The organism is Candidatus Goldiibacteriota bacterium, assembly GCA_016937715.1.
Lineage (GTDB): Bacteria > Oederibacteriota > PGYV01 > PGYV01 > PGYV01 > PGYV01.
Genome location: JAFGWA010000123.1, coordinates 1 through 12,088 on the forward strand (window position 1 = coordinate 1; position 12,088 = coordinate 12,088).

At 42.2% G+C, this 12,088-nt stretch carries 10 protein-coding genes and 1 tRNA gene; all 11 read left to right on the forward strand.

All coding sequences use genetic code 11. The annotated features are described in order from the left end of the window. On the forward strand, window positions 1–118 hold a 118-nt coding region (locus tag JXR81_11695), incomplete at its 5' end, for an elongation factor Tu (GenBank protein MBN2755506.1). Between the two features lie 12 nt (window positions 119–130). Continuing rightward, entirely contained in the window at window positions 131–280 is a 150-nt protein-coding gene (gene rpmG, locus JXR81_11700; GenBank protein ID MBN2755507.1) for a 50S ribosomal protein L33, read from the forward strand. A 7-nt stretch (window positions 281–287) separates the two neighbouring features. Beyond that, window positions 288–364, forward strand: a tRNA-Trp gene (locus tag JXR81_11705). 110 nt (window positions 365–474) lie between these two features. Further along, window positions 475–657 carry a preprotein translocase subunit SecE gene (gene secE, locus JXR81_11710; protein MBN2755508.1) on the forward strand — a complete coding sequence of 61 codons (183 nt, stop codon included), beginning with the start codon at window positions 475–477 and terminating at the stop codon, window positions 655–657. A 15-nt stretch (window positions 658–672) separates the two neighbouring features. Continuing rightward, window positions 673–1,224 (forward strand): transcription termination/antitermination factor NusG, encoded by a 552-nt coding sequence (nusG, locus tag JXR81_11715; GenBank protein MBN2755509.1) that lies wholly within the window; start codon window positions 673–675, stop codon window positions 1,222–1,224. Window positions 1,225–1,246: 22 nt separating this feature from the next. After that, complete coding sequence (gene rplK / locus JXR81_11720; GenBank protein MBN2755510.1) at window positions 1,247–1,684, forward strand: 50S ribosomal protein L11; 438 nt, start codon at window positions 1,247–1,249, stop codon at window positions 1,682–1,684. A 30-nt stretch (window positions 1,685–1,714) separates the two neighbouring features. Beyond that, window positions 1,715–2,401: a 50S ribosomal protein L1 gene (locus tag JXR81_11725; GenBank protein MBN2755511.1), complete on the forward strand. Its 687-nt coding sequence runs from the start codon at window positions 1,715–1,717 to the stop codon at window positions 2,399–2,401. A gap of 12 nt (window positions 2,402–2,413) precedes the next feature. Further along, window positions 2,414–2,941, forward strand: a complete 528-nt coding sequence (locus tag JXR81_11730) for a 50S ribosomal protein L10 (GenBank protein MBN2755512.1) — start codon at window positions 2,414–2,416, stop codon at window positions 2,939–2,941. Between the two features lie 36 nt (window positions 2,942–2,977). Continuing rightward, window positions 2,978–3,346, forward strand: a complete 369-nt coding sequence (gene rplL, locus JXR81_11735; GenBank protein ID MBN2755513.1) for a 50S ribosomal protein L7/L12 — start codon at window positions 2,978–2,980, stop codon at window positions 3,344–3,346. Between the two features lie 199 nt (window positions 3,347–3,545). Beyond that, complete coding sequence (gene rpoB, locus JXR81_11740) at window positions 3,546–7,307, forward strand: DNA-directed RNA polymerase subunit beta (protein MBN2755514.1); 3,762 nt, start codon at window positions 3,546–3,548, stop codon at window positions 7,305–7,307. 104 nt (window positions 7,308–7,411) lie between these two features. After that, the gene (gene rpoC / locus JXR81_11745; protein MBN2755515.1) at window positions 7,412–11,530 is read left to right on the forward strand and encodes a DNA-directed RNA polymerase subunit beta'; all 4,119 of its coding nucleotides are present in this window, start codon (window positions 7,412–7,414) and stop codon (window positions 11,528–11,530) included. The last annotated feature ends 558 nt before the right edge of the window (window positions 11,531–12,088 follow it).

The following is a 12,088-nucleotide window of genomic DNA, read 5'->3' on the forward strand; positions in this document are numbered from 1 at the left end:
GGTAACAATAGAAGTGGAACTGATAATGCCGATAGCCATGGAACAGGAATTAAGGTTCGCCATCCGCGAAGGCGGAAGGACAGTAGGCTCCGGTGTTATAACGAAGATTCTGGAATAACGGGCGGAAAACATGAGAGACATTATAACTTTAGCTTGCACTGAATGTAAAAGAAGGAATTACACCCAGACCAAGAACAAGAAGCTGCATACGGAAAAACTTGAAGTGAGCAAGTATTGTAAGTTCTGCAAAAAACATACTAATCACAAAGAGACCAAGTAAAAAACGTAGGCCAGTAGCTCCAATTGGTAGAGCAGTGGTCTCCAAAACCGCGTGCTGGGGGTTCGAATCCCTCCTGGCCTGCCAGAATACGGCGGATCCGGAGAAAGCAATAAGACAGAAGCAAGAAAGATTTGGATTGTATGGCAGGGCGAAGGTTAAACTTCGTAATCCTCTTTCCGGCTTAAGGAGAAAAAATGAAAAGGTTTATTGAATTTTTAAAAGTGGCCTGGCTTGAACTGAAAAAAGTAACATGGCCCGGAAGAAAACAGGTAATAGCATCCACAATTGTTGTTATTGTGGTCGGTTTTTTCCTCATGTTATACATTGGAATACTTGATTTTGCGCTTGCAAAAGCGGTCAAGTTTATATTCAGGTAAAAGGCGGGATAATAGATGGCTTCCAGATGGTATTTTATAAGTACTTACGCGGGACAGGAAAATAATGTTAAAGAAAATATGCTGCAGAGAATTCAGACATACAGCCTTGAAAAAAAGATAACAAATGTATTAATACCTTCGGAGAACGTTACCGAAATTAAGAAAAAGAAAAAAGTGGTCAAGAACAGAAAGTTTTTTCCTGGATACATAATGATAGAAATGGATGTGGAACTGGACAGCGAAGAGGGCAAAGAAATATTATACATAGTGAGAAATACGCCTAAGGTAACCGGATTTGTAGGCACTAAGTCAAGGCCTATTCCGCTTTCTGAAAGCGAAGTTACCGATATAATGGACCTTATGGAAGACAGAAAGAAAAAGCCAAGGATGGCTTCTTATTTTGAAATAGGCGAACACGTAAAGATAACAGACGGGCCGTTCCTTAATTTTAACGGAGTAGTGGAAGAAGTTAATCCGGAAAAGGGAAAGATGAAAGTAATTGTAACCATTTTCGGAAGGCCGACACCGGTGGAATTGGAATTCAGCCAGGTTGAAAAGATAGTATAAACTCAAGGAAGGTGGATTGAAGATGGCTCCAAAAGGAAAAGGCAAGAAGTTAATGACTCAGATAAAGCTGCAGATTACTGCGGGAAAAGCCAACCCGGCTCCCCCTGTAGGGCCTGCGCTTGGTCAGCATGGTGTTAATATTATGGAATTCTGCAAGCAGTTTAATGACAGGACAAAAGACAGGGGAGACCTTGTGCTTCCTGTTGTAATTGACGTGTTTGAAGACAGGTCTTTTACGTTTATCCTTAAGACGCCACCTGTTCCGGTTCTGTTGAAGAAGGCGGCAAATGTTATTAAAGGTTCCGGCCAGCCGAATAAGATTAAAGTGGCAAAGGTGACAAAAGAGCAGGTTAAAGAGATAGCAATAACAAAAATGCCCGACCTTAACTGTACAAAAGTTGAATCGGCGATGAGAATGGTTGAAGGCACAGCTAAAAATATGGGAATAGAAGTAGAATAAATAACATATAAGGAATAAGGAGCAATAACAATGGGCAGCAAAAGGCATGACGCAGCAGTAAAGCTTCTTGAAAAAAACAAAGTGTATGAGATTGAAGAAGCTGTAAAATTATTAAAAGAGACAGCCAATGTTAAATTTGACGAGAGCATTGACATAGCGGTAAACCTTGCCAAGAAACCGGTTCAGGCAGAACAGCAGATAAGAAGCACCATAGTGCTTCCCAACGGCAGCGGCAAAAAGGTTAAAGTCATTGTTTTTGTAAAAGGCGACAAAGAAAAAGAAGCGCTTGCAGCGGGTGCCGACGAAGTGGGGTCTGAAGACCTTATTGAAAAAATCAAAGGCGGATGGCTGGATTTTGATATCGCGATTGCCACTCCGGAAATGATGAAAGAAGTCGGAAAACTGGGTAAGATTCTTGGGACAAAGGGCCTTATGCCTAATCCTAAATCCGGCACAGTTACGCTTGAAGTGGGAAAAGCCGTTAAAGAATTTAAAGGCGGGAAAGTGGAATACAGAAACAATAAAGAAGGCGTTGTGCACGTGCTTGCAGGCAAGGCTTCTTTCGCGGAAAACGCGATTGCGGAAAATATAATTGCTTTTCTTAAAGTGTTCCTGAAACTTCCGGCCCTGGCAACAAAAGGACAGTACGTGAAAAGTATTTACGTGTCCACGACAATGGGCGTCGGCGTTCCCGTAAACTTTAAGAAATTCATATAAAGAGGTGCTTTAATGGCTAAAGAACAGAATAAGCAGAAAAAACAGATATTTGTTGATGAAACAGTTTCAAAGATAAGGGAATCAGCGGGTTTTATCATTACTGATTATCAGGGCCTTACAGTGGAGCAGGTAAATACGTTAAGGCGCGAACTGGAAAAAGTGGGAGCTATTTACAAGGTAACAAAGAACACCGTGTCCAAGCGCGCTCTTGATGCCATGAACATTAACGGCGATGTGAAAAAAATGTTTAAAGGCGTAACCGGAGTTGTTTTCAGCAATGATTACGTTTCGGCCGCAAAAGTACTTGCTAATTTTGCCAAAGAAAATGAAAAGCTGCAGATAAAAGGCGGCTTCATTGAAAAGAAACATTACACAATGGACGAGATTAAAGAAATAAGCAGGCTTTCAAGCAAAGAAGAACTTATCGCAAAGCTTGTTTATACGCTGAATCAGCCGATAGTAAAGTTTGTGACCCAGCTTTCAAAACCTGTAAAAGATGTTGTATACGCTATAAATGCCGTAAAAGACAAAAAAGGCTAATTTTTAAAAATATCAAGGAGGTGTCATACAATGGCAATGTCGAAAGAGGATTTTATCAAGGAAGTCGAATCCATGACGGTTATGGAGCTCAATGAGCTTGTAAAGGCTCTTGAGGAAAAGTTCGGTGTTTCAGCATCAGCACCTATGATGATGGCGGCAGCACCGGCAGCCGGAGCAGCAGCGGCAGAAGAGAAAACATCATTTGATGTAGTTCTTACCAACGCTGGCGCAAACAAGATTCCGGTAATCAAGGTTATCAGGGAAATCACCAGCCTCGGTCTTAAAGAGGCGAAGGATATAGCCGATAACACGCCGAAACCTGTTAAAGCCGGAGTTTCAAAGGACGAAGCAGACAAGATTAAGAAACAGCTTGAAGAAGCCGGAGCGACTGTAGAATTAAAGTAAGTCTATGTCATATTGGGCGCCCCCTGTTAAAGGGGGCGCCGGACATATACGCTCTTTAAAGATTTTTTTTTAAGACGGATTAATTCCCGTGCTCGTATATTTACGGACACGGGTGAAAGTATTTTTAGGGTTACTATAACCATTCGGAATGCGGCGAACCGTCCGCGCCGCAATCAAAATATATATAGGAAGGGGATCTATGGCAAGAATCAAACAGAAAACAAATATTGAGGAGATTCTTGATATCCCTGATTTGATGGATATCCAGAAAAAGTCTTATAAAGAATTCCTTATGTACGACACCCCCGCTGATAAAAGAAAGAACCAGGGGCTTCAGGATGTATTCGGAAGCGTTTTCCCGATATCTGATTACAACGGTATTTATACACTTCAGTTTGTGGGTTATGAATTTGGAAAACCAAAGCATGAAGTTGAAGAAGCCATAGAAAGGGGAGAAAGTTATTCTTCGCCTTTAAAGGGCATTTTCAGGCTTGCCATAAATGAAAAAAACGAGAAAACAGGGCAGATGGACCTTAAAGAAGCGCCTGAACAGGCGGTTCATCTCTGTGATATTCCGTTAATGACGGACAGGGGAACATTTGTTATAAACGGGGCTGAAAGGGTTATTGTCAGCCAGCTTCACCGTTCTCCGGGCGTAAGCTTTGAAGAAGAAGAGGAAAGCGAAGGCTTAATGGGTATTCCCATGTATATAGGAAGAATAGTTCCTTACAGGGGAACATGGCTGGAATTTGAATATGACGCCAACGACATAACGCACGCTAAGCTTGACAGAAAGAAGAAAATATACGCCACCACGCTTTTAAGAGCGCTTGGTTTTGGAAGGACAGAAGACATACTTTCCATATTCTTTAAATCAGAAGAGACTGAAACCGACAGCCGCGACCTTACCAAAAAAATACTTTTCAAGGATGTAATTGATAAATCTACCGGCGAAATAATTGCGGAATCCGGCGCTTTAATTACAAAAGAAATGGCAAGCAAGATAAGGGACCTTAACATCAAGAAAGTGACCACCGTTATCTGGGATGAAGATAACCCGTACATCAATATTATTAAGACGATAAAAAAAGACAGCATAAAGTCGGAACAGGAAGCGCAGGTTGAAATCTACAAGAAGATGAGGCCGGGCGAACCTGCCACTTTAACCGGCGCTAAGATGCTGTTTAAAAATCTGTTCTTTGACCACAGGCGTTATAATCTTGGCCAGGTGGGAAGATATAAAATTAATAAAACAGTCAGGGCAATTATTGACGCCGAAAAAGAGCAGAAGAATTTTGATATCAAGGAAATTCTTGAAAATGTAAGCGCCATAATTGAAGGGAAGAAAAATAAGAGCGGCAAAAAGATTGAAGCTATTCTTGATGATATTTCCACGGAAAAAGTGCTTACTGAATTTGACCTTGTATTTGCCATCGCGCAGTTTTATAAGGTTAATTCGGGCAGGATGGAAAAGAGCGATATTGACCATCTTGGAAACAGGCGTGTAAGGGCTGTAGGCGAGCTTGTGGAAAATCAGTTCAGGGCAGGGCTTGTAAGGGTTGAAAAAATGATAAGGGAAAGAATGACTATCATTGATATGAAAAATGCCATACCGGCCAACCTTATCAATCCTAAACCGCTTGTAGCCGCAATAAAGGAATTCTTTGGAAGCTCGCAGCTTTCTCAGTTTATGGATCAGGTTAACCCTCTTGCGGAATTAACTCACAAAAGAAGGATTTCCGCGCTTGGGCCGGGCGGTCTTAACAGGGAACGCGCAGGCTTTGAAGTCCGCGACGTTCACTATACTCATTATGGAAGGCTCTGCCCGATTGAAACTCCTGAAGGCCAGAATATCGGCCTTATCACTTCACTTGCCACATATGCAAGTGTAAATGATTACGGGTTTATTGAAACACCTTACAGAAAGGTAAAAAACGGCAAACTTACCGGGGAAATTGAATATTTAACAGCTGACAGGGAAGATGATTTTAAGATTGGGCCTGCCGATGTTATAACAGACGATAAAGGTACAATAACACAGGATCTTGTTCTGGTAAGGACACAGGGCGATTTCCCTATGGTTCCTCCGCAGGAAGTTGATTACATTGATGTTTCTCCAAAACAGGTTGTGTCGGTTGCCGCTTCGCTGATACCTTTCCTTGAACACGATGACGCCAACAGGGCGCTTATGGGTTCCAACATGCAACGTCAGGCTGTTCCTCTGTTAGTCACCGATGCGCCCATTGTGGGTACCGGTATGGAACACAAAGCTGCCGTAGATTCAGGCCGCGCGATTACCGCAATAAATTCCGGTGTGGTGGCGTATGTGGATGCGGAAGTTATTATTGTAGCCACAGACAGGGAAGGCAAGAACCTGAGGGAAAAACTTGATGTTTACAAAATGAAAAAATTCAAGAGAACCAACCAGGACACCACTATAAATGAAAAACCAAGGGTTAAAAAAGGCGACAAAATCAAGAAAGGCCAGGTAATAGCAGACGGTCCTTCAATGGATAAAGGCGAAATGGCGCTGGGCAAGAACGTGGTAATAGCTTTCATGCCATGGAACGGATATAACTACGAAGATGCTATTGTTCTGTCGGAAAACCTTCTTAAGAAAGACATATTTACATCGGTTCATATTGAAGAATATGAAGTGGAAGCAAGGGACACAAAGCTTGGACCCGAAGAAATAACACGCGACATACCAAATGTAAGCGAAGATACGCTTAAGAACCTTGACGCGGAAGGTATTGTAAGGACAGGAGCAAAGGTAAAACCGGGCGACATTCTTGTGGGAAAAGTAACACCCATATCCGGCAGCAATCTGACGCCCGAAGAAAAACTTTTAAAAGCTATCTTTGGTTCAAAAGCTGATAACGTGAAAGATACTTCTTTAAGGGTTCCGCCCGGAATTGAAGGCATAATTACCGATATTAAGGTATTTGCCAGAAAAGAACGCGGAAAAAAGAAAGGCAAAGAAGAAGAAAATATTTCAAAAGTAAAGAAAGAAAAAGATAAAACAATCGCGGAACTTGAAAAGCAGCTTAAAGAAAATATAAAAGAAATAGAAGGAAATAAAGACTTAAATAAAGATGAAAAAGCAAAACTTATTGAATTTGAAGAAATTTACTGCGATTACATGAGAAACAAGCTGGAAGAAGAGTTCAGGCTTTTAAAGAATAACAAAGGCGATGACCTTCCGCCCGGCGTAATAAAGATTGTAAAAGTTTTAATCGCAAAGAAAAGAAAGATATCCGTGGGCGACAAGATTTCCGGACGCCACGGGAACAAGGGTGTTATTTCAAGGATTCTGCCTGTTGAAGATATGCCTTATTTGGCTGACGGCACTCCTGTGGATGTTGTTTTAAATCCGCTTGGTGTTCCTTCCCGTATGAACGTAGGCCAGCTGCTTGAAACTCAGCTTGGATGGGCAGGAAAAAAAGAAGGGGTAAAATTCCAGACGCCGGTATTTAACGGAATGCAGGAAGCGGAAGTTAAGGAATGGATGAAAAAAGTCGGCATGGCGGACAGCGGCAAAAGCGCGCTTTATGACGGAAAAACAGGAAAGTCATTCGCGCAGGCTGTAACCGTGGGTGTCATGTACATGATGAAACTTGTTCATATGGTTGATGACAAGATACACGCCCGTTCAATTGGGCCATACTCGCTTATTACACAGCAGCCTCTTGGCGGTAAGGCGCAGTTTGGAGGCCAGAGATTCGGAGAAATGGAAGTCTGGGCTCTGGAAGCTTACGGCGCGGCTTACACGCTTCAGGAAATGCTTACTGTAAAGTCTGACGATGTTGAAGGCAGAAAAAGGCTTTATGAAGCGATAGTAAGGGGCAAGAACATACCGGAGCCGGGAATACCCGAATCCTTTAATGTTCTTGTGAAAGAACTTCAGGGCCTTGCCTTAAACGTGGAACTGGTAAGCAGGAAGACAGCCAAGAAGCAGTAAGATAAATTCATAATAAGGAGAGCTTGTATATGGCGAAAGATAAAAAGAAAAAAGACAAAAAGAAAAAAGAAGCCCCCGAAAATATTACGATTAATCTTAAGGATATGCTTAAGAAGCCCGAAGAGAAGAAACATAGGGATATAGAATTTAATGCTATAAAAATATCCATAGCTTCCCCGGAACTTGTAAGGGACTGGTCAATGGGTGAAGTTAAGAAACCCGAAACCATCAATTACAGGACTTTTAAACCGGAATTTGAAGGGTTATTCTGCGAGAGAATATTCGGGCCTACCAAAGATTATGAATGCGCCTGCGGTAAATATAAGAAGCAGCGCTATAAAGGCGTTGTTTGCGACAAATGCGGCGTTGAAGTTACAGAGACAAAAGTCAGAAGGGAAAGAATGGGGCACATTGAACTGGCTGTGCCTGTGGTACATATATGGTATTTAAAAGGCATACCTTCAAAACTTGCTTATCTTCTGAATACTTCTGCAAGAAATCTGGAAAAAGTTATATATTATGAAAATTATATAGTAATTGACCCGGGAGCGGCGGAAGAAGTTAAAAAATACGAACTGCTTACGGAAGATGATTACATAAGGTTAAAAGAAAAGTATGGCGAGCAGCTTAACGTAAAGATAGGCGCTGACGCCATCAAAGCAATGTTAAGGGACACGGATATTGACAAACTGGCAAAGGAATTAAGAAAACAGATTGCTAAAACTGTTTCGTTACAGAAAAAGAAAGATATAATCAAAAGGCTTAAAGTTGTGGAAGCGTTCCGCAAGTCCGGAAATATTCCCGGATGGATGGTGCTTGATGTACTTCCGGTAATTCCTCCGGAATTAAGGCCCCTTGTACAGTTAGACGGCGGAAGGTTTGTAACTTCCGATTTAAATGACCTTTATAGAAGGATAATAAACAGGAACAACAGGTTAAAAAAGCTTATAAGCATCAATTCGCCGGAGCTTATAGTAAAGAATGAAAAGCGAATGATACAGGAAGCTGTAGACGCGCTGTTTGATAACGGCAGGCGGGGACATCCCGTACGCGGCGCAAGAAACAGGCCGTTAAAATCATTAAGTGATATGTTAAAAGGAAAACAGGGGCGTTTCAGGCAGAACCTTCTTGGTAAAAGGGTTGATTATTCTGGACGTTCGGTTATTGTTGTAGGTCCGGATCTTAAGCTCCACCAGTGCGGGCTTCCAAAAAAGATAGCGCTTGAATTATTCAAGCCGTTTATTATCAATAAAGTTCAGGAAATGGGCTACACAATAAAGAGCGCCAAGAAAATGGTTGAAAACGTGCGCGCGGAAGTATGGGATATTCTGGAAGAAATTCTTGAAGACCATCTGGTATTGCTAAACCGCGCTCCCACTCTTCACAGGCATTCTATTCAGGCTTTTGAACCAAGGCTTGTTGAAGGCAACGCTTTAACACTTCACCCGCTTGTATGCGGCGGTTTTAACGCGGACTTTGACGGCGACCAGCTTGCCGTTCACGTGCCGCTTTCTTATGAAGCGCAGGTGGAAGCAAGAATGCTTATGCTTGCGCCTTTAAATATTTTGTCTCCTGCCAGCGGAAAGCCCATCATTGTACCTAACCAGGACATTGTATTGGGGCTGTACTACATAACCAAAGAGACAGGAAAACAGAAATCCGCAGCGGAAAAGAAGAAAAAGTTCTACTCCGAAGAAGAAGCTCTTATGGCGTATGACCATGACGCGATTGATTTACACGAAATGGTTGCCGTAAGAATGAGAAATAAACTTGTTGAAACAAGCGCCGGCAGGCTTATCTTTAATCAGATACTTCCAAAAGGCCAGGATAAAAACGGCAAGTTTATGGAATACGTAAATGACAAAATGACAAAGAAACAGATTGTAAAACTTATTGGCGTGGTATTTGAAAGATACGGATCCAAAGTAACGGCAGAAATGCTGGATAAAATGAAAGAGCTTGGATTCAAACAGTCCACACTTGCGGGCTTTACAATCGGCGTTGCGGATTTAAAGATACCGGATGAAAAGCAGGGGCTTGTATCTGAAGCGGCAAAGAAAGCCATTCAGATAAGGTCGCAGTATAACAAAGGTATCATTACGGACGGCGAAAGATACAATAAGATTATAGACATTTGGACCACCGTAACCGATAAAGTCGCGGACTATATGTTCAAAGAACTTGAAGAAGATCAGGCCGGATTTAACCCTGTGTTCATGATGGCGGATTCGGGCGCAAGGGGTTCCAAACTGCAGATAAGGCAGCTTGCGGGAATGAGGGGACTTATGGCCAAACCTCAGAAGAAGATGACCGGAGGCGTGGGCGAAATCATTGAAACCCCCATCAAATCCAACTTCAGGGAAGGGCTGTCGGTTCTTGAATATTTTATATCAACTCACGGAGCAAGAAAAGGGCTTGCGGATACCGCTTTGAAAACGGCTGACGCGGGATACCTTACAAGAAGGCTTATAGATGTTGCGCAGGATGTAATTGTTACAAACAATGACTGCGGAACAATAAATGGAATAAACGTAATGGCGATAAAAGAAGGCGGCGAAGTCATAGAACCCCTTGCGGACAGAATAATGTGGAGGGTGGCTGTAGATAACGTTGTTGACCTTGTTACGGACGAAGTAATAGTAAAAGCTAATACGCTTATCACACCGGAAGTCGCAAAAAGAATTGAAGAGGCCGGATATGAAAGAATAAGGGTGCGTTCAGTTCTTACCTGTGAAACAAGCGAAGGCTGCTGCGCAAAATGTTACGGCGCTGATTTAACATCGGGCAAACTTGTTGACCTTGGCGAAGCGGTGGGTATTATAGCCGCGCAGTCAATCGGTGAACCGGGTACCCAGCTTACGCTTAGAACTTTCCACGTCGGCGGTACCGCCAGCCGTGTTGTTGAACAGTCTGAAATCAAGGCAAAACACGAAGGTGTTGTTGGTTTCAGCGGAATAAAGTATGTTACTGATGAAGAAGGCGATATGATTGTCACAAACAGAAGCGGAGAAATTTCTGTTTTTGACAACAACAAGGTGGAAAGAGAACTGCACCATATTGCATACGGTACAAAGCTTAAGGTAAAGGACGGGCAGAAAGTTAAAGACGGCGATATAATCGGATTATGGGACCTTTATAATATCCCGATCTTTACCGAAAAAGCAGGTAAAGTTGTATTTGACGATATCGTGGAAGATGTGACCATGCTTGAACAGGCTGATGCCGCAACCGGACAGCTTGGCAAGTTTATAATAGAATCAAAAGAAAAACTATATCCGCACATCAACATAGTTGACGAGAAGGGCGGACAGATTGCATCCTATTCAATACCGGTAGGCGCAAAGCTGGAAGTTGAAGACGGCGATAAGGTTAAAGGCGGAAAGATACTTGCCAAGTTCCCAAGGGAACTTTCCAAGACCCGCGACATCACCGGCGGCCTTCCAAGGGTTGCGGAACTTGTGGAAGCAAGAAGGCCCAAGACCCCTGCCGTTATCACTGAAATAGACGGAAGGGTAAGATTTGAAGAATCATCAACCGGCGTACGTAAAATTATTATTCAGAGCGACGACGGAGTGCAGAGAGAATATGCCATACCGCACGGCAAGTATATTAACGTGCGCGAAGGCGACGTTGTGGAAGCGGGAGAACAGCTGGTTGACGGAAACGTAAACCCGCATGATATCCTTCAGGTAAACGGAGAAAACGCTGTTCAGGAATATCTTCTGAACAAAGTTCAGGAAGTTTACCGCCTTCAGGGTGTTCAGATACATGACAAACACATTGAAGTTATAGTAAGGCAGATGATGAGAAAGGTTAAGATAGAAGACCCGGGCGATACGGAATTCCTGATAGATGAACAGGTTGACCGTTTTGCGTTTAAAGCCGAAAATGAAAAGATGGAAAAAGACGGCAAAGCACAGGCAAAGGCAAAACCCCTTCTGCTTGGTATCACTAAAGCCGCGCTTTCAACTGAAAGCTGGGTTTCGGCCGCGTCTTTCCAGGAAACAACAAGAATTCTTATTGACGCAGCAGTTAACGGGAAAGTGGATAAATTAAAAGGCCTTAAAGAGAATGTTATAATAGGGCACTTAATATCCGCCGGAACAGGCGTAAACGAATTCAAGAAATTCAAGAAAGTGGAAAAGAAAAAAGGCCGCAAGTCAAAGATAGGACCTGTTGAAGAAACTGAAGAATCAGCGGATGCTGAAGAAGCAGAAGAATAATAGAATAATTAACCAAAGCCCCGGGATAACCTCCCGGGGCTTTTTTATTTTACAGGTTGATTTGGCTGTTCTCTTGGCAGCCGCACCCTTTAAGGCGCGTTGTTTTTAATTTTGCACTTTATCGTAGATGCGCAATATATTGCGGTTCGTTTTGTTCCGGAATATAGGAGTTAAATGGTTGCAGCGGGTTTGTTCTTAACGTAGAGGAAAGAAAAGAAAGATTTGTTTTTAAAATGATGTATAATAATTTTCAATTGCAGACGCGTGTCTTTCACGGCCGTCGCATCAATAAAGCCGTAAATGGCAGCCGGCGGTATTTGAATTGAAAAAGGAAAGTTAAAAGGAAAGGAAGTGAAAAATGCGCGTCTTAATAAAATCGGATTTTTAATTAGAATTTAAATTTTAAATTTATGGCCTACGTATCTGCGGCGGTTGATATGAAAAATATATATTTTTAAACGCGGTGAAAATTAAAATTTATTTCTGGATATATTAATTTTTGCAGTATTTTAATAAAAATGCGTGTGTTTATTTTTAAAAAATATAAAAAAATAAAAA